Source organism: Limisphaera ngatamarikiensis, assembly GCF_011044775.1.
In the GTDB taxonomy this organism is placed as follows: Bacteria; Verrucomicrobiota; Verrucomicrobiia; order Limisphaerales; family Limisphaeraceae; genus Limisphaera; species Limisphaera ngatamarikiensis.
The window spans coordinates 27,761-45,325 of record NZ_JAAKYA010000023.1; the positions used below are offsets into that span (position 1 = coordinate 27,761).

Sequence of the window (17,565 nt, forward strand, 5' to 3'; positions counted from 1 at the left end):
CCATGTGTAATGGAGGCTGCATCAGTTGGGAGAGATGGGTTTGTGCGCCACCCGACCTGCTCTGCCTTGCCGGTCGGGACGTGCTGAAGCCCATGTCGTGCGCAGGTGAGCCCATGAGAGCCTCGGGAGGAGACCCGGGCTGTGCGGTACCGCGAGCACCCGGGCGCCGTGGCAGTTGCCCTGGAGGGTTGTTTGCCGGCGGAGATTGGGTGGAGGATTCCGTGGCCTGCACGAAGGATCAGGAGGCAAACGGGTAAACGACCGGATATGCTTCTGTGGAACCGTGGGCTTGGGGCGAGAACCGAGATGGCGGGTGCCGGTCGAGCGGGTGAAGGCGTGGCGGTGGGAAGGTCACGGGCTCCGGGTTTGCCGATTGAAATTGCCGCGAAGATGAAGGGTTGTGAGGAGGTGCGGCGGTGGGATAGGATGCTTTTGATGAGAGCGCATCGGAGTGACGGGGTGACGTGGCTGGGTGTGGGGCTGATGGTGTGGGTGGTTGGGGGAGTGGCGGATTGGGGTGGGGCTGCGGAGGCACGCTGGAGCTGGCAGGATAGTTATGCCGAGGTGGATCCCCGCGGGGATTTGCGGTGGCGCCCGCGACCGTTCGTGTTCGAGCGGGGTTCGTCCGTCCGGTACATTGATTTCGAGGGGGGCGATGACGGGAACGAAGGGGACAGTCCGGAGCGTCCCTGGAAGCATCATCCGTGGGATCCGAACGCGGCGGGTCGGGCGGCGGCGGAGCGGGGCGTGCATACGTACGTGTTCAAGCGGGGCTCGGTGTATCGGGGGCGGTTGTTGGTGCGGGATGCGGGCCGGCCGGATGAACCGATTCGGCTGACCGCGGATCCGGAATGGGGCAGCGGGGAGGCGGTGATATGCGGTTCGGAGCGGGTGAGCCGGTGGGTGCGTGGCGCCACACATCCGGACATTCCCGAGCCGGAAAAGGTATGGTGGACAGACCTGGATTTCCTGCCACGGTCGGTCTGGCTGGTCGACGCGACCGGGGGTGTGCGGCGGATCCCGCTGGCGCGGACGCCGAATTGGAAGGTGTCGAACCCGGACGATGTGAAAAGCGAATGGTGGGAGTGGGACAATCCCGGCCGTCCGTTTGGCAATGTGGTGACGAATGGGCGCGGACAGATTTTGCATCTGGGGATTGACACGCGACACATCCGGGACAGGCCCGAGGACTACTTTCGGGGTGCCCTGGTGTGGACCGAGTTTGGCTGGGTGATGAGTGCTCCCTATCCCACGCCGGTGGAGGTGGTGGATCTGCAGCGGCACGGTTTGGGGTTTGCGGGTTGGACCGGGGGCGGGACGAACGGGGTGATCATGCGCGGCATGCGGTACTATCTGGAGGACAAGCCGCATTATCTGGACGATCCCGAAGGTGAGTTTTGGTTTGAACGGCGCGGGCGTGGCGGGCGGTTGTATCTTCGGCTGCCGAACGACGGAGATCCGAGGGTGGAACGGGTGGAGGTGGGTCGGTGGAGCAACCTGGTGGAAGGGCGGCGGGTGGAACATGTGCATGTAACCGGCCTGACCTTCCGATTTACGACGCCGGACTGGGACTTGACGGCGCCCCCCTGGGATTTTCGGACGCAACCCTGGTCGTTGCGGCCGGAGCAGCATCCCGGCTGCATCTTTGTGTGGGGTGAAGGTCGGGACATTCGGATTGCCCATTGCCGGTTTGAGCATGTGGTGATGCCGGTTCGGATTCGTGCGGTGGAGCCGGGGCAGAGGGTCGACGGGGTACGGATCGAGGACAACGAGGTTTGCTACACGGATCACGGGATTTTTTCCGTGTGTGACGGTGGCGCCTGGGGTTATGCGGACCTGCGAGGGCGGCTGGGGGATGTACGGATTTACCGCAACCGCTCCTTCGAGACGGCACGCCGGCCCTCCCGATACAGCAACGGGATTGGCATTGAAGTGGCGGGGGCGCGCACGGTGGAGATAGCCGGGAACATCCTTGAGCGGTCCTACGCGCAGGGGATTGACGTGCTGGGCGGCAAGCGGAGCGGTGTGTGGGGGGATGTGCCATTCACACGCATCCTGATTCATCAGAACAAGGTGTGGGAGTCCCTGTTGAACTGTAATGACTTTGGCGGGATTGAGACGTGGCAGGGGGGACCGGCCTATGTGTTCAACAACCTTTCTTACAATCCGCTGGGGTACCGGCATTGGAACCGTTCCACGGGCACCGACGCCGGGTTTGGTCATGCGTACTATCTGGACGGTGCGTTCAAGAACTATCACTTCAACAACATTGCGTGGGGTCGGGGCAGGGATCCGAAGGGGGCCGTGGTGAACTGCGCGGCGTTTCAGGAGATCATCAGCTATCAAAACACGTTTTTCCACAACACGGTGTACAATTTCCACATGGGCTCACGGCGGCAGGAGCCCCGGGCCGGGCGGAACAAGTATGTGGCGAATCTGTGGCAGGGGATTGGCGGGTATGTGTTCCGGCATGCGGACCCGGCGCGGACCCGTGCGGAGGGCGAGGCGGCGCAGGCACGGCCGACGGGGGAGCGATATGCGCTGGAGCTGAATGCGTTCAGTCGGAATGTGTTTTATGACTTTGCCCAGATGGGGGTGTTGGAACCGTCGGGCCGGTGGCTGTCGCGGTTTGAGGATTTTCAGCGGGCGTTGCGGGAGCATCGGAGTCTGACTTACGATCTGGGGGTGGTGAGTCCGGTTCCGTTGCTGAGGGATCCGGAGCGCGGCGACTTCCGGCCGGTGGCAGGGTCCCCCGCGGTGGACGGTGGGGCTCGTGTGTTTGTTCCCTGGGCGTTGGCGGCGGTGGTCGGTGAATGGCACTTTTATCCGGCCGGGGATGATCAGGCGCTGATCCCGGATGAGCATTGGTATCTGACGGACTATCATGTGTCGCGGGACACGTACGGGGATCGGCCCACGTATCCGTTGCGGGTGGTGAATGGGCGGCCGGAGGATTTTGAGGTGGGGCTGCTGGAGGACTGGGTGCGGGGCGCGCTGCGGTTTCGTGCTGATCGGCGGCAGTACGCGGTGGTGACCCATGCGGAGATGATGCGGCCGTTTCGGTTTACGGATTTGAAGCGGAGCCGGCACGAGAACGCGCAGCCGGAGCCGCATGTGGTGGAGGGGGAGGCTTTGAGGAATCTGCAGGTGTATCGCTCGGGTTTTTTGGTGGAGCTGGTGGTGCGGGTGGAGGCGGGTCATGGGGGATCGGTCCTGGTGGAGAAACGGCGGGGCACGGGGTACAGCCTGGGGGTGACGGAGGAGGGCCGGTTGAGATTTGAAGTGGGACCGGAGGGTGCGGGCTTTCGGGTGGAGAGTGAGACGCGGGTGAACGACGGGCGTTGGCATCATGTACTGGCGGAGGCGGACAGGGAACGCCGGCGGCTGACGTTGTATCTGGATGGCAGGGTGGCTGGTGAGGCGGCGGGGCCGGACGATTCGATGTCGCTGGCCAACGAGGGGGATTTTTATGTGGGGGGAACGCCGGGCGGGAGGTGGCTGGAGGGTGTGATGGATTTCCTGCGGGTGGCGCTGGGCACGTTGCGGGATGCGGACACGTGTGTGGAGGAGCTGTATGCCTGGGAGTTTGACGGCCCGTTTCTGCGGGATTTTGCCGGGCGAAGTCCGAAGGGTTTGCGGCGTGACGCCGGGGCACTGGAGCTGGTGGACCCGCCGGGCGACCCTGTGAGTGCAGTCCGGTGACAGTGAGGTGCCGGGTTGTGAGAGGTTAAAAAGGCTTTTCCGGGTGGCGGATTTGGGGCAGCTTCCCGCCGGCGTGTGTGCGTGCGGTGCAATGGGATCGGGTCATTCGATGAGTGCGTACGAGGAAACCCTGGCGAGGCTTCGGGCGCGACCGGCACGGTGGCTGGTGACCGGCGCTGCCGGTTTCATTGGTTCGCATTTGTTGGAGCAGTTGCTGCTGTTGGATCAATGGGTGGTGGCGCTGGACAATTTCAGCACGGGAAAGTGGGAGAACCTGGAGGCGGTGCGCGCGCAGGTGACGCCGGAGCAGTGGGCGAGGTGTCGGGTGGTGGAGGGGGACGTGTCGGATCCGGGGGTGTGTGCGGCGGTGTGCGAGGGGGTGGAATATGTACTGCACCATGCGGCACTGGGGAGTGTGCCGCGCTCGATTGCCGAGCCCCGGGCGAGTCATCGGGCGAATGTGACGGGGACACTGGAGCTGATGGAGGCGGCGCGGCGGGCGGGGGTGCGGCGGTTTGTGTATGCGTCGAGCAGCTCGGTTTATGGGGATGACCCCCATCTGCCGAAGCAGGAGGATCGGATCGGCCGGCCGTTGTCGCCCTACGCGGCAACGAAGCGGGTGGACGAGATTTATGCGGACACCTGGGGGCGGGTTTACGGGCTGGAATGCATCGGGTTGAGGTATTTCAACGTATTCGGACCGCGGCAGGATCCGGAGGGCCCGTATGCGGCGGTGATCCCGCGCTGGATGGAGGCGCTGTGGCGCGGGGGGTCGGTGACGGTGTACGGGGATGGGGAGACGACACGGGACTTTTGTTATGTGGGGAATGTGGTGCAGGCGAATCTGCTGGCGGCGACGGTGGAGCGGGCGGGTGCGGTGCATCAGGTTTACAACATCGCGGTGGGGGAGCGGACGTCATTGAATGCGTTGTATCGGATTCTGGTGGCGGGGTTGAAACGTTGGCGGCCGGAGGTGGAGCCGGGCCGGCCGGTGTACGAGGATTTCCGGCCGGGGGATGTGCGGCATTCGTTGGCGGACATCCGCAAGGCTCACGAATGGTTGGGTTACGAGCCACGGTACCGGCTGGAGGAGGGGTTGGAACTGACGTGGGCGTGGTTTGCCGCGCGCCCGGCCGGTCAGGGGTGTGGTGGGAACGGCGGGGCCGTAGCTCGCCCACGGGCAACGGCCTGAGCGGGCGGTGCTTTGATAGATGATGCGACCGACCGGATCTTCCCGGTTCAGGTGGCCAGCAGGAGTTCGGCGATCTGGACGGCGTTGAGTGCGGCGCCCTTCAGGAGCTGGTCGCCGCAGACCCAGAAGCAGAGGCCATTGTCGAGGGCGCAATCCTTGCGGATGCGCCCGACGGCGCAGTTGTCCTTGCCGGCCTGGTAGAGGGGCATGGGGTACTCGCAGCGGGCCGGGTCATCAATGACGTCGAGGCCGGGGGCCTGGCGCAGGACGTCGAGGGCGGCCTCCACGGAGACCGGTTTTTCGAACTCGGCGCTGACGGCCACGGAATGGGCCCGGTAGACGGGCACGCGCACGCACGTGACACTGGCCCGGAAGCCGGGGTGGTGCATGATTTTGCGGCCCTCGTTTTCGAGTTTCATTTCTTCGCGGGTGTACCCGTTGGGGAGGAAGCTGTCCACGTGGGGGAGGACGTTGAAGGCGATCTGGTGGGGGTAGACCTCGCGGGTGACGGGCTCGCCGTGGACGATCTGGCGCACCTGTCGTTCCAGTTCGGCGATGGCCCGGGCGCCGGTGCCGGAGACGGCCTGGTAACTGGAGGCGAAGATGCGGCGGCAACCGAAGGCCCTGTGAAGCGGGTAGAGCGCCATGAGGGTGATGGCGGTGGTGCAGTTGGGGTTGGCGATGATGCCGCGATGCCAACGGACGTCGTCGCCGTTGATTTCGGGGACGACGAGCGGGACGGTGTCATCCATGCGGAAGGCGCTGGAATTGTCGACCACCACGCAGCCGGCCTTGACGGCTTCGGGTGCGAACTGTTTGGAGACGGAGCTGCCGGCGCTGAAGAGGGCGAGGTCGACGCCCCGGAAGGAATCGGCTTTGAGTTCCTGGACGGGGATTTCCTCGTTGCGGAACCGGATGGTTTTGCCGGCGGAGCGGGCTGACGCCAGGAGGGTCAGCCGGCTGAGCGGGAATTGTCTCCGTTCCAGCGTCCGGATCATTTCGATGCCGACGGCGCCGGTGGCACCGACGACAGCCACGTGTGGTTGACGGTTCATAGTCGCTTGAATGGGCATGTTACGCCATGGTGCCGGTGTGTCAATGAGCCCGGTTGGGCGTGTGGTGGGCGCCGGGGACGGAGGGGTGCGTCCCGGTGTTTGGCGCCCGGCCGTTTTTCTGGGCAGGCCGCGGCCTCTTTGGCGGGTCTGCACCCATCCTTTCGGAACCGTCCCAATGGTGATCTCTAAGTTCGGGTGTGCAAGCCATTGACGCCACTGGTTTGGAGGGCGGGCGGGGTCGGGGCGCAAAATTCCCGGCGGGTCCGAGGCTGCGAACAGGCGGGAGGTGTCCGGCTGGGGTGGAGGTGGAGAAATGCAGGTTGACCCCGGGGTGGGATCCGTTATGATTTTTGCTTAAATTTGCGGGTTCGCAAAAAGGAAAGGAACAACGGATTCTATGGCAGTCAAAGTTGCAATCAACGGGTTCGGCCGGATCGGCCGTTTGGTGTATCGGGCCCTGGTGGAACAGGGGATGGTGGGACGGGACATCGAGGTGGTGGCCGTGGGTGATATTGTACCCGCGGACAACCTCGGTTATCTGCTCAAGTACGATTCGACGCAGGGTCGGTTTCAGGGGACGATCGCCTCGGAGAAATCGACGCCGGATCGTCCGGACGACGACATCCTGATCGTGAACGGCCACCGGATGAAGGTGGTGAGCGCCAAGGAACCGTCGCAACTGCCCTGGAAGGACCTTGGGGTGGAGGTGGTGATTGAGGCGACCGGGTTGTTTACGGACGTGGAGAAGGCCAAGGGGCACCTGGCGGCCGGGGCGAAGAAGGTGATCATTACGGCGCCGGCCAAGGGTGACTGTCTGACGGTGGTGATGGGGGTGAACCATGACCAGTACGATCCGGCCCGGCACCACATTGTGTCGAATGCGTCGTGCACGACCAACTGTCTGGCCCCGCTGGTGTACGTGCTGTTGAAGGAGGGATTCGGCGTGGAGGAGGGCCTGATGACCACGGTGCATGCGTACACGGCGACGCAGAAGGTGGTGGACGGACCGAGTCGCAAGGACTGGAAGGGCGGTCGGACGGCGGCGATCAACCTGATTCCTTCCACCACGGGTGCGGCGAAGGCCGTGGGTCTGGTTCTGCCCGAGGTGAAGGGCAAACTGACGGGCATGGCGTTCCGTGTGCCGGTTCCGACCGTGTCGGTGGTGGACCTGACGGTGCGGACGGTGAAGGAGACCAGCTATGCCGAGATTTGCGCGGCCATGAAGAAGGCCAGCGAAACGTATCTGAAGGGGATTCTGGGTTACACCGACGAGGAGGTGGTGAGCACGGACTTCATTCACTGCCCGTTGTCGTCGATTTTTGACGAGGGCTCGGGCATTGAGCTGAACAAGCGGTTCTTCAAGCTGGTGAGCTGGTACGACAATGAGTGGGGTTACAGCTGCCGGGTGGCCGACCTGCTCAAGCTGATGATTGACAAGGGCCTTTGAGCGGGTGGGGAAGGCGACCCGGTCACGGGTTGGGCGCCGGCGGTTTTCCCGGAGGGGAACCGCCGGCGTTGTTTTTGCGGGCCGGGCGGAATTGGGAGGGACCGGGTGCGGGCGGCTTGAGCGGGGGTGCGGTGAAGGGGATGTCGGAAACGGATTGCGTCGGGGGTCGGTGCAGGGTATGAATGCGCGCGGCTGAAGGGTTCGGGAAGGTCCGAATCCGCGTCACGTTCCGCCCGGCGCATCGGTTCCTCTCGACTGGGAGCGGTTAACGAGACGTGTGGACATGAATCTGCCCCTTTTTTTTGCCGCTGCGGTGGCACGGCCCGTGCCGACCGAGTGGGAGCTTGTTTACGTTTGGAATCAGACCCGGCCTGAGGCCAAGGTCATCATTGTCTGTCTGCTGTTGTTTTCGATCATGGCCTGGTCGGTCATGATCTCGAAGGCGCTGCAGATGCGGCGGGCGCGGAAGCTGAACCAGTATTTCATGGAGGCGTTTCGGTCGCAGAAGCGGGTCCTGGACCTTTTTGACCGGCGGGTGCAGGCGGAGGGTTGTCCGTTGTTTGTGGTGTATCAGGCCGGGTGTGCCGAGCTGGATGCGCGGTTGCGCGGGTCGGACGGGGAGGGTCGGCGGCGGCACCTTTCGCTCAAGGGGATGGAGCATGTGAAGCGGGTGCTGGAGAATGCGGTGGCGCAGGAGGCTTTGAAGCTGGAGTCGGGACTGATTTTGCTGGCGATTGCGGTGAGTGGCGCGCCGTTTCTGGGGTTGTTGGGGACGGTTTGGGGGGTGATGAGCACGTTTGCTGGGGTGGCGCAGCAAGGGGTGGCGACGCTGACGGCCATGGCGCCGGGGGTGTCGGCCGCGCTGAGCACGACGGTGGCGGGTTTGTTGGTGGCGATTCCCTCCATGTTCGGGTACAACTGGCTGGTGCATCATTTGCGGGTGCTGACGGTGGAGTTGGACAATTTTGCGCAGGAACTGGTGTCCCGCATGGAGACGGAGTATATGGCGGAGGATTGAGAGGGGGTTCGGAACATGCGCCGATTCAGCCAACGCACGCACCTGGTGACCCTGAGCGAGATCAACATCACGCCGCTGCTGGATCTGGCTTTTGTGTTGTTGATCATTTTTGTGATCACCACGCCGTTGCTGGAGCAGAGCCTGCCGTTGAAATTGCCGCAGGGGGGGCTGCCGGATACGCCGCTGGATCCGCGGCTGGTGCGGACCGTGGAGATCACGGCCCAGGGGGTTTATATTCTGGATCGGCGTCCGCTGCGGCTGGATCAGGTGGAGGCCCAACTGGCGCAGGATTTCCGCGTCAATCCGAATCTGGTGGTGTACATCCGGGCGGACGAGAATGGTCCGTACAAGCATGTGGCGGCGTTGTTGGACCGCTGTTTGCGGCACGGGATTACGCGGTTTTCGTTGCGGACGGAGGCGGTGCGGCGATGATGGACCGATGGCAACGCCGGGGTTTGATGGTGTCGCTGGCACTGCACGGGTTGTTGGTTGCGGTGCTGGTGGTGGGCCCGGCGTTTCGTGCTCCGGACCGGTCGTTGCCGGACCTGCCGTTGATTGAGTTTGTGCCGTTGCGGTTGGTGGATGAGCCGGATTTTCGAGGTGGGCAACCGCAGGTTCAGCCGCCGCCGGCCCGGACGGCCCCTCCTTCACCGCCGGCCCGACAGGAGCCGCCCCGGCTCGAGCCGCGGCCGGCGCCGCCCGATCGGGTGGCCGAGCGGCGTCCGGAGCCCGAGCCCCGGCGTGTGGCCGAGCCGCGTCCCGAGCCGGAGGTGCAGCGCGAGCCCCGGGCCGCGCCTGCGCGTCGGTTGCCGGAGGTGAGCACGCGTGTGGTGACCCGGCCGGTGCAGCCGCGGGAACGGGGTGGCGGGTCCGCGGATGATTCGGCCCGGGAGAATGCGGCCGAGGTGCGGGCGCGGCAGGAGGCGTTGCGTCAGGCGTTGAGTCGGCTGCAGGAGTTGGCCGGTTCGAGCACGGAGGTGAACGTACCGGGTCCGGGTGGTGAGGCATATGCGAATTATGCGCAGTATGTGAAGTCGGTGTACACGCGGGCGTGGTTGGTGCCGCCGGACCTGGATGTGGAGGATGCGACGGTGACGGCATCGGTGACGATTGCGCGGGACGGCACGGTGGTGTCGGCCCGGATTGTACGGGGCTCGGGACATCCGGCGGTGGATGCGTCGGTGCAGAGGACGCTGGACCGGGTGCGGTCGATTGGGCGGGAATTTCCGGCCGGTGCAACGGAGGACCGGCGGACCTTTACGATCATCTTCAACCTGAGAGCGAAGCGATTGACGGGATGAAACGAGGCATCTTTGGCAGGATGGGCTGGTGGGTCCTGGGGTTGGGATTGTGGGGCTTGTGGGTCTGGACGGCGCGGCCGCAGGAGATTCAGATCCGCAAGGAGGTGTTGTGGCAGCCGGGGACCGCGCGGCCGATTCCGATTGTGTTGAACGGGTTTGAGGGGGAGGCGGCGGCGGTGTTGCGGTTTGACCTGGAGGTGGCGGGTTTTCAGATCGTGGGGCCCGAGTCTGCGGAGTTTGAGTTGAAGGGGGGGCGCACGGGTGGGGGTTTGGAGGGGGCGTTGGTGGACCGGCAGTCGCGGGTGACGTTGTGGGCGCGGGTGTACAGCGGGGGTACGTTGCGTTATCAGGCGCATGCGATGGCGGATGACGTGGTGTTGGCGGTGACGGGCCGGCCCGGGATTGCGCAGACGAGGATTGCGTTCAAGGTGGAGTCGGACGGGACGAGTGAGATTTACGTGAGTGATTATGACGGGTACGGTGCGCGGGCGGTGACGCAGGATCGGTCGCTGGTGGCGGCGCCGTGCTGGGCGCCGGGCCGGTTGGTATTGTACTATACGAGCTACAAGAGCGGGAACCCGGACATTTTGCGGCACGATTTGACGACCGGACGGCGGGAGGTGGTGTCGGGGCATCCGGGGTTGAACACCAGTGTGGCGATTTCTCCCGACGGGCAACGGATGGCGATGATCCTCAGCAAGGACGGGGCGACGGAGTTGTACACGGCGCGGGCGGACGGGAGCGGGTTGAAGCGGTTGACGTTCAGTCGGGAGGACAAGTCTTCGCCGACGTGGTCGCCGGACGGGCGTTGGATTTGTTTTGCGACGCGCCAGAACGGGCGGCGGATTTTGGCGCGGATTCCCGCCGAGGGGGGGTCGGTGCAGCGGATTGCGACGGCCGGGGTGTCGAATCCGTCGGAGCCGGACTGGTCGCCGGACGGCAAATGGATTGCCTTTACGGCGCAGATGGGTGGTTTTGAGATTTGCGTGGTGCCGGCGGAGGGCGGGGCGGCCACGGTTTTGGTGGGCGGGGAGGATCCGAGCTGGGCGCCCAATTCGCGAACGCTGATTTTCACGCGTCGGCAGGGGGGGCGGAAGGTCCTGTCTTTGCTTGACGTGGCCACGAGGCAGGTCAAGGATGTCGCGCGGGTTGCGGGGAACAGTTCGCAACCGAGCTGGGCGCGGTAGGATTCGGGTTTTTGGGACGGAGTCGACGACCATGAAAAAGGCACGTTTTTGGGTGGTGATCGTGTTGGCGGTGGTGTTGGTGGGGACGGTGACGGGCTGCCGACGGAGTCCCCAGGGAATCACGCCGTTGCCGGCCCCGGCGCGGGTGGGGCCGAGCGAACCGCCACCGGGCGGGATTATTGGCGGGCCGGTGGGGCCGGGAGTGACGGGAACGGAGCCTCCCAGTCCGATTGGCACCCCGTTGCCGCCGCGGGGCAACTACGACGGATGGCCGCAGGACCGGGAGACGTTCAAGGCGCAAACGGTGTACTTCGACTTTGACAGCTCGGTGATCAAGAATTCGGAGCGACCGAAGATTGACGTGGTGGCGGCGCATTTGAAGGCCAATCCGAATCATGCGGTGATCGTCGAAGGTCACTGTGATGAACGGGGCACGGAGGAATACAATCGTGCGCTGGGCGAGCGCCGTGCGCTGGCGGTGCGGGAGGTTTTGCTGGCCGTCGGGATTGAGCCGGTACGGATTGTGACCATCAGTTACGGTGAGGACCGGCCGGTGGACCCGGGACACAATGAAGAGGCATGGCGGAAGAACCGCCGGGCCGAGTTTGTGCTTTTGACGCCGCCGCGGTGATGTCGGACCTGGTCCCGGTGTCGCAGGCATGGGCGGTGGAGGGTTGTGAGGAGGGCTTTACGCGGGTTGGTTCCTGGTCTAGACTAGGGTGGCTTGGGTTTCGGGGCTGTGGGCGGATCGGACGAGATACCGGGACGGTTCCACGGCTCCGGGAACACTCAGTGAGGTCAATCCGGAGCGGACAGCAGAGGGTCGGGTCGCACAGCAGAAAGGTATAGAGAGGTGTCATGAGCAACGGGATGATGTTGGCGTTCCTGGGATGGGGCGAGGTGGTTTGCATTCTGGCGATCTTGCTCCTGCTGTTTGGAGCGAAGAAGTTGCCCGAGTTGGCCCGGGGCCTGGGCAAGGGAATTCAGGAGTTCAAAAAGGCCACTCAGGAGGTGCAGAGCGAGCTGGAACGGGTGATCGAGGAGCCTCCTCCTCCTCCCCGGCCGGTGAGCCCTCCGGCGAATCAAACGGTCTCCACTTCCCAAGGTACCGGTTCGCCCTCGTCCACTCCTCCCACTGCGTAAGTTGAGCGCGTCTTGACCCCGGAACGGACCATCGTCGATGGCCGCGGATACGGAGGAGATTTGGCTGGACGAAGAGGAGAGCGAGGGAGGTCCGGTTAAACCCTTTCTGGAGCATCTCGAGGACCTGAGGTGGACCCTGATCAAGGTGTTCGCCTCGTATGCCGTCGGGATGCTGATTTGTTTGGTGGCGGGCAACCAGCTGGTGCGGTTTCTGGTGTACCCGCTGAAGGTGGCCACGCGTTTTCATGCACCGTCAGCTTCCGGGACGGTGGTGATTGAGTGGGGGACCAATGTGGTGGCGCGGTTGGACCGTTCGTCGGCCGGCTCCTGGTTGAAGGGTTTGGGCACGAATGTGCATGCGTTGCAGGTGGTGCCGGAGCTGGTGGAGGGGCGGTGGGTGTTGTCCTTGCGTCCCGAAGAACGGCCGCAGGCGCCCGAACCCGACACGCTGGTTCTGCTGAAGAATTACAGCCCGATCAGCGCCTTCATGGTGGCGATCAAGCTGGCGTTGTACGGGGGGCTGGTGATTTCGTTGCCGTTCATGTTGTACTTCATCGGGGAGTTTGTGTTGCCGGCGCTCAAGGTGCATGAGAAGCGGTTTGTGTTGCGGGCGTTGGGGTTGGGGGCGGTGCTGTTTTTGCTGGGGATGGCGTTTTGTTATTTTGTGATGCTGGAGGTGGCCCTGGGTGCCACGGTGCAGTTTTCCACTTGGTTGGGGTTTCGGGCGGATGAATGGCGTGCGGAGGATTACGTGACGTTTGTGGCGTTGTTCATGCTGGTGATGGGGGTGAGTTTTGAGCTGCCGATTGTGTTGCTGGCGCTGGTCAAGGTGGGGCTGCTGGATTATGAGAAGCTGAGGGATTTCCGCTCGTACTGGGTGGTGGTGGAGCTGGTATTGTGCGCGGTTCTGACCCCGTCGGGCGATCCGTTCACGATGTTGTTGATGGCGTTGCCGGTGCACTTGTTGTACGAGGTCAGCACGTTCATTGCGTGGCTGTGGTGGCGGAAGGAACGTCGGTTGGCGGCGGCGGGAGAGGTGTGAGGCGCGGGCAGGGGACTTGAGTTTCCGGGGGAGGTTGGAACGGTCCGGTTTTGGCGCCGGGTCGGAGCGAGGGGGCTCACCGGGGTCGTACGGGTTGGTTCTTGGGGAGGATTTGTGTTCGGGGATGGGGCGGGAGTGGTGTGCGGTCGGAGGAGCTCTCCGGTTTGCGTCTGTGTAGGGGGTAGGGGGTACAGGGCGGTGTGGTTGTTGGGTTGGATTTGGTCCGGGCCCCAGGGTGTTGCGGTCAAGGGTTGGTTGTTGACCGTGGTCAGGAAGTGCGGGTTTCAGGGAGGTGGGGATGTGGGGGGCGGGCTAACGTCGCGGGGTACGTTGAGCCATCCAGGCGTAGTCGGGGCTGTGTGGGGCTTGGAGACCCGGGAAATCGGCCATGCGGACGGGGACAGCGGTGCGTGGGTCGGTCCATTTTTTGATTTCGGCGTGGCCGTCGGCGAAGGCGAGTCCGGCTGCACCGCGGTGGTAACTGGCGGGGAGGTCGCGCCAGGCGGCTCCGGCCCCGGCCTGCCACGGGTTGAGGAAGAAGCAACCGTCGTTGATGCTGTCGGGGTGTTCATCCACGAACAGCCAGGTCCATGCGGGTGGCGGGTTTTGGACGTCGGAGAGTCTGAAGGCGAAGAAGAAGGGCGGGTTCCAGTTGGCGAAATTGGTTTTGTTGCCGGGGCCGAGTGCGGCGTTCATGGAGATGCTGCGGACGCGGGGACCGGGGTTTTGGCGGCTGCGGTAGTGGTCGGCCGGGCATTTGTAGAGTCGGGCGGATTGGAGGGTGTAGGGGGCCAGGAGTGAAAATCGTGCGTCGGTGAGATAGAGGGTGTTGGTGTTGTCGGGGTTGCTGGTCCAGTCCATCCAGCCGCTGACCCAGTTGTTGGGGTCGGCGGCGTGGAGTGCTGCGGATCCGTGCTGATTGGGGACGAGGAAGCCGTTGTGGTCGTCGGCGTACATTTGCCAGGCCAGGGCCAGTTGGCGGCTGTTGTTCATGCAACGGATACCCTGGGTTTGTTGCCGGGCGCGTACGAGGGCGGGGAGGAGCAGGCCGGTCAACACGGCGAGGATCCCCACCACCAGCATGAGCTCCAGCAGGGTGAAGCCCCTGGCGCCGGGGGGTGACCCGTCTGTGATGGTTTTGCCTGCCTGCATGATACGCGCGCGACCCTTGTGGGGGGTCGCCAAGGCAACATTAGTCCGTTGGGCGGGGTCGTCAATGCGGATTCTTCGGGTTTGCATGGGTTGGAGGGGGTGTGGAGGGGCAAATTCGCGCTGTGCGCGGGGGCATGGACCTGATTAAATCGGAGCGATGAAAGTGCGGGTACGATTTGCACCCAGTCCGACGGGTTATTTGCACATTGGTGGTGCGCGCACGGCGTTGTTCAACTGGTTGTTTGCGCGGCATTATGGGGGGACGTTTGTGTTGAGGATTGAGGACACGGACGCTGCGCGCAACTCGCAGGAGGCGGTGGAGGTGATCCTGGACAGTTTGCGTTGGTTGGGGCTGCACTGGGATGAGGGGCCGCTGACGGGGGAGGCGACGGGTCCGTACAAGGGGGATCGGGGCCCGTATTTTCAGAGTCAGCGTCGGGAGCTGTACCTGCGTCGGGTGGAGGCGTTGTTGTCGCGCGGGCTGGCCTACGAGCAGGAGGGGGCGGTGAAGTTTCGGATGCGGCGGGATCCGGTGGTGATTCAGGATTTGATCGTGGGGGAGGTGGTACGGCGGCTGACGGACCGGGAGGCGGAGGATCCGGATTTTGTGATTTTGCGTTCGGATGGCCAGCCGGTGTTTCACCTGACGAACGTGGTGGACGACCTGGAGATGGGCATTACGCATGTGATTCGGGGTGAGGATCATCTGAGCAACACGGCCAAGCATATTGCGTTGTTTGAGGCGTTTGGAGTGAAGCCGCCGTATTACGCCCACATTCCTCTGATTTTGAATCCGGACGGTTCGAAGATGAGCAAGCGGGACCGGGGCGCGGCGGTGCATTTTTATCGGGAGGAGGGCTACCTGCCGGAGGCGCTGGTGAACTATCTGGCGTTGCTGGGGTGGTCGCCGAAGGACAATCGGGAGAAGCTGAGTTTGGATGAGTTGGTGGAGCGGTTCGATTTGGGGCAGGTGTTGCGGCACAATGCGCGGTTCGATCCGGAGAAGTTGCTGTGGTTGCAGGGTGAGTACATGCGGGAGTTGCCGGTGGAGCGGTTTTACGAGCTGGGGGTGCAGGCGCTGCAGAAGGCGGGTTTGGACACGGGGCGGTATCCGGTGGGGTATGTGAAGGCGGCGCTGGACACGTGTTATGGGAAGATCAAGCGGTTTTGCGAGCTTCCGGAGTATGGCGGGTTTTATTTCCGGGAGGAATTCGATTATGACCCGGAGGGGGTGGCGCGGCATTTTGTGCCGGAGAATGCGGCCCGGGTGCGGCGGTTGCGGGAGGCGCTGGCGCAGGTGTCGTCCTTTGATGCGGCGACGTTGGAGGCGACGTTGAAATCGGTGGCGGCGGAGCTGGGGGTGAAACCGGCGGTGTTGGTTCATCCGGTTCGGCTTGCCTGCACGGGGCGGACGGCCGGCCCAAGTTTGTATCATTTGATGGAGGTGCTGGGGCGGGATCGTGTGCTGGCCCGGTTGGACCGCGCGTTGGCGCGGCCGGAGTGGGCGGGTTGAGTGGAGGGGCCGCCCGGTGCGGGGTTGCCGGCGGCGACCGGCTGGCGCGCTGGCGGGTGAGGTTTCCCGGGTCGGGCTCATGGGTCATGACCCGATGCGGGCGGGACAGGGTGGGGTTGGTTGCAGCGGCGTTATCGGCGAGTGGCGCCGCTGACGATCTCCGACATCTTGAAGATCGGCAGGAACATGCAGATGACCATGCCGCCGATGATGATGCCCAGGACGACGATGAGGATGGGCTCGATCAGGGAGGTGAGGCCGGAGAGGGCGGTTTCCACCTCGTCGTCCAGGAAGTTGGCGACGCGCTCGAGCATGTTGTCGATTTTACCGGTTTGTTCGCCGGCGGTGATCATGCGGATGATCATGACGGGGAAGACGGGGTGTTTCCCGAGGGCGGTGGAGATGCCCTCGCCGCGTTCGATGTCCACGGCGGCGGCCTTGATGGCGGTTTCCATGACCACATTGCCCACGGTTTGGGAGACGATCTGGAGGACTTCGAGGATGGGCACGCCGCTGCGGACGAGGGAGGCCATGGTGCGGGCGAACCGGGCCAGGCAGATTTTGTGGGCCAGGGTGCCGAAGACGGGCATGCGGATGCGGTAGGAATCCCAGAGTTTGCGGCCGACGGGTGTTCTGATGAAGTAGAGCCAGCTGTAGGCGGCGGCCACGCCCCCCACCAGCAGTAGGAGGATGTAGCGTTTGACGAACTGGCTGAGGTCGATCATGAACTGGGTGGGGCCGGGCAGTTTTGCGTCGAAGCTGCTGTAGATCTCGCCGAAGACGGGCACGACTTTGACCAGGAGGAAGATGGTGATGAGGATGGCCACGATGGTGACCACGGTGGGGTACATCATGGCGGATTTGACTTTTTTGCGAAGGCGCGCGGTGTTTTCGAGGTAGGTGGCGAGGCGGGCGAGGATTTCGGCCAGAAGGCCGCCCTTTTCACCGGCGGCGACCATGCTGACGTAGAGGCGGCTGAAGACCTTGGGGTGTTTTTGGAGGGCTTCGGAGAAGCTGTCGCCGCTTTCGACGCGGGCGCAGACGTCGCGGATGACGTCGCGCATGACCTTGTTGGTGGTTTGCTCGGCGAGAGCCTGGAGGGACTGGACCATGGCCAGGCCCGCGTCGATCATGGTGGCCAGCTGACGGGTGAAGAGCACCAGGTCCTGAAGGGAAACTTTGCCGCCCGAGGTGCGGCCTTTTTTGCCGACTCGTTCCTGGATGGAAAGGACCAGGAGGTTGCGATTGAGCAGGGCGGCGATGGCGGCCTGTTCGGAGGCCGCCTCCACGACACTGCGAACTTCACGCCCGGTGACGCTGTCCCGGGCCACGTACACGTACGCCGGCATGGTTGCTTCGGACGGTTGTTGAATCAGTGGCCGGATCGGACCCGGTTTCCCGTCGGATCCGATCCGGACCCGGCTGACACGTCGCTTCTGGTGTGGGTGCGTAGCAGGGCGCGTTCCAACCTCCGCAGAGGGCATCGGTCTGGAAGGGAGGTAGTGGGGGTGCAGTGTCGATGTGGGTCGGGGTTGGGCGGCCTTGCCGGGCTGATTTGGGGTGACGGTGGGTTGTGGCCGGGCTTGGGGGTTGGGCGGGTTGCTCCAGCGGGCCGGGCTGGGGACGGTTGGGATCGTGTCCGGTGCATGGGCGGTTTGGAGGTGGGGGCGTCCAGAGAATGGACAACCGTTGGGTGGACGGGGTGGTTGGGTGGTTGCGTGGGGCTTGCAATCGTGGCGGGTCTTTCTAAGGTTGGATCGGGCTCGCACGGGTGCGGGCCGGCGAGGGGAGGGGTTGAGGGTAACGGACGGGC

General features: G+C 64.1%; 14 protein-coding genes. 11 read left to right on the forward strand and 3 right to left on the reverse strand.

Annotated features, from left to right (window positions below; genetic code table 11):
• Positions 1–435 precede the first annotated feature (435 nt).
• Both G4L39_RS03925 and G4L39_RS03930 read left to right on the forward strand, forming a co-directional pair.
• Positions 436–3,702: a LamG-like jellyroll fold domain-containing protein gene (locus tag G4L39_RS03925; RefSeq protein WP_165106083.1), complete on the forward strand. Its 3,267-nt coding sequence runs from the start codon at positions 436–438 to the stop codon at positions 3,700–3,702.
• 109 nt (positions 3,703–3,811) lie between these two features.
• Positions 3,812–4,894 carry an SDR family oxidoreductase gene (locus tag G4L39_RS03930; protein ID WP_165106085.1) on the forward strand — a complete coding sequence of 361 codons (1,083 nt, stop codon included), beginning with the start codon at positions 3,812–3,814 and terminating at the stop codon, positions 4,892–4,894.
• 47 nt (positions 4,895–4,941) lie between these two features.
• Here the strand turns inward: G4L39_RS03930 and G4L39_RS03935 are convergent, their stop codons facing one another.
• Positions 4,942–5,949 carry an aspartate-semialdehyde dehydrogenase gene (locus tag G4L39_RS03935; RefSeq protein ID WP_165106092.1) on the reverse strand — a complete coding sequence of 336 codons (1,008 nt, stop codon included), beginning with the start codon at positions 5,947–5,949 and terminating at the stop codon, positions 4,942–4,944.
• A 397-nt stretch (positions 5,950–6,346) separates the two neighbouring features.
• Between G4L39_RS03935 and gap the strand changes: the two genes are divergently transcribed.
• The 8 genes from gap (at position 6,347) to tatC (ending at position 13,087) form a co-directional block, all read left to right on the forward strand.
• On the forward strand, positions 6,347–7,396 hold the full coding sequence (gene gap / locus G4L39_RS03940) for a type I glyceraldehyde-3-phosphate dehydrogenase (protein WP_165106093.1): 1,050 nt from the start codon (positions 6,347–6,349) through the stop codon (positions 7,394–7,396).
• A gap of 283 nt (positions 7,397–7,679) precedes the next feature.
• Complete coding sequence (locus G4L39_RS03945; RefSeq protein WP_165106095.1) at positions 7,680–8,414, forward strand: MotA/TolQ/ExbB proton channel family protein; 735 nt, start codon at positions 7,680–7,682, stop codon at positions 8,412–8,414.
• Between the two features lie 15 nt (positions 8,415–8,429).
• Positions 8,430–8,846, forward strand: coding sequence for an ExbD/TolR family protein (locus G4L39_RS03950; RefSeq protein WP_165106096.1), 417 nt, complete (start codon positions 8,430–8,432; stop codon positions 8,844–8,846).
• Entirely contained in the window at positions 8,843–9,715 is an 873-nt protein-coding gene (gene tolA / locus G4L39_RS03955) for a cell envelope integrity protein TolA (RefSeq protein ID WP_165106098.1), read from the forward strand. Before G4L39_RS03950 ends, tolA begins: the two co-directional genes overlap by 4 nt.
• On the forward strand, positions 9,712–10,902 hold the full coding sequence (locus tag G4L39_RS03960; RefSeq protein ID WP_165106100.1) for an LpqB family beta-propeller domain-containing protein: 1,191 nt from the start codon (positions 9,712–9,714) through the stop codon (positions 10,900–10,902). The genes tolA and G4L39_RS03960 overlap by 4 nt, the downstream gene beginning before the upstream one ends.
• A gap of 31 nt (positions 10,903–10,933) precedes the next feature.
• The gene (pal, locus tag G4L39_RS03965) at positions 10,934–11,533 is read left to right on the forward strand and encodes a peptidoglycan-associated lipoprotein Pal (protein ID WP_165106101.1); all 600 of its coding nucleotides are present in this window, start codon (positions 10,934–10,936) and stop codon (positions 11,531–11,533) included.
• A 242-nt stretch (positions 11,534–11,775) separates the two neighbouring features.
• Positions 11,776–12,045 carry a Sec-independent protein translocase subunit TatA/TatB gene (locus G4L39_RS03970; RefSeq protein ID WP_425485731.1) on the forward strand — a complete coding sequence of 90 codons (270 nt, stop codon included), beginning with the start codon at positions 11,776–11,778 and terminating at the stop codon, positions 12,043–12,045.
• Positions 12,046–12,082: 37 nt separating this feature from the next.
• Positions 12,083–13,087: a twin-arginine translocase subunit TatC gene (gene tatC, locus G4L39_RS03975; RefSeq protein ID WP_165106103.1), complete on the forward strand. Its 1,005-nt coding sequence runs from the start codon at positions 12,083–12,085 to the stop codon at positions 13,085–13,087.
• 312 nt (positions 13,088–13,399) lie between these two features.
• Here tatC and G4L39_RS03980 read toward each other — a convergent pair whose 3' ends face one another.
• Positions 13,400–14,239, reverse strand: coding sequence for a type II secretion system protein (locus G4L39_RS03980; protein WP_165106105.1), 840 nt, complete (start codon positions 14,237–14,239; stop codon positions 13,400–13,402).
• A 157-nt stretch (positions 14,240–14,396) separates the two neighbouring features.
• Between G4L39_RS03980 and G4L39_RS03985 the strand changes: the two genes are divergently transcribed.
• Complete coding sequence (locus G4L39_RS03985; protein ID WP_165106106.1) at positions 14,397–15,752, forward strand: glutamate--tRNA ligase; 1,356 nt, start codon at positions 14,397–14,399, stop codon at positions 15,750–15,752.
• 131 nt (positions 15,753–15,883) lie between these two features.
• Here G4L39_RS03985 and G4L39_RS03990 read toward each other — a convergent pair whose 3' ends face one another.
• Positions 15,884–17,101, reverse strand: a complete 1,218-nt coding sequence (locus G4L39_RS03990; RefSeq protein WP_165106107.1) for a type II secretion system F family protein — start codon at positions 17,099–17,101, stop codon at positions 15,884–15,886.
• Positions 17,102–17,565 lie beyond the last annotated feature (464 nt).

What these genes read in the sequence shown, in the direction of transcription:
- G4L39_RS03925 (WP_165106083.1), top strand. Translation starts at nt 436, where the DNA reads ATGAGAGCGCATCGGAGTGACGGGGTGACGTGGCTGGGTGTGGGGCTG.
- G4L39_RS03935 (WP_165106092.1), bottom strand. Translation starts at nt 5,949, where the DNA reads ATGAACCGTCAACCACACGTGGCTGTCGTCGGTGCCACCGGCGCCGTC.
- G4L39_RS03945 (WP_165106095.1), top strand. Translation starts at nt 7,680, where the DNA reads ATGAATCTGCCCCTTTTTTTTGCCGCTGCGGTGGCACGGCCCGTGCCG.
- tolA (WP_165106098.1), top strand. Translation starts at nt 8,843, where the DNA reads ATGATGGACCGATGGCAACGCCGGGGTTTGATGGTGTCGCTGGCACTG.
- G4L39_RS03970 (WP_425485731.1), top strand. Translation starts at nt 11,776, where the DNA reads ATGTTGGCGTTCCTGGGATGGGGCGAGGTGGTTTGCATTCTGGCGATC.
- G4L39_RS03950 (WP_165106096.1), top strand. Translation starts at nt 8,430, where the DNA reads ATGCGCCGATTCAGCCAACGCACGCACCTGGTGACCCTGAGCGAGATC.
- G4L39_RS03980 (WP_165106105.1), bottom strand. Translation starts at nt 14,239, where the DNA reads ATGCAGGCAGGCAAAACCATCACAGACGGGTCACCCCCCGGCGCCAGG.
- pal (WP_165106101.1), top strand. Translation starts at nt 10,934, where the DNA reads ATGAAAAAGGCACGTTTTTGGGTGGTGATCGTGTTGGCGGTGGTGTTG.
- G4L39_RS03985 (WP_165106106.1), top strand. Translation starts at nt 14,397, where the DNA reads ATGAAAGTGCGGGTACGATTTGCACCCAGTCCGACGGGTTATTTGCAC.
- G4L39_RS03960 (WP_165106100.1), top strand. Translation starts at nt 9,712, where the DNA reads ATGAAACGAGGCATCTTTGGCAGGATGGGCTGGTGGGTCCTGGGGTTG.
- tatC (WP_165106103.1), top strand. Translation starts at nt 12,083, where the DNA reads ATGGCCGCGGATACGGAGGAGATTTGGCTGGACGAAGAGGAGAGCGAG.
- G4L39_RS03990 (WP_165106107.1), bottom strand. Translation starts at nt 17,101, where the DNA reads ATGCCGGCGTACGTGTACGTGGCCCGGGACAGCGTCACCGGGCGTGAA.
- gap (WP_165106093.1), top strand. Translation starts at nt 6,347, where the DNA reads ATGGCAGTCAAAGTTGCAATCAACGGGTTCGGCCGGATCGGCCGTTTG.
- G4L39_RS03930 (WP_165106085.1), top strand. Translation starts at nt 3,812, where the DNA reads ATGAGTGCGTACGAGGAAACCCTGGCGAGGCTTCGGGCGCGACCGGCA.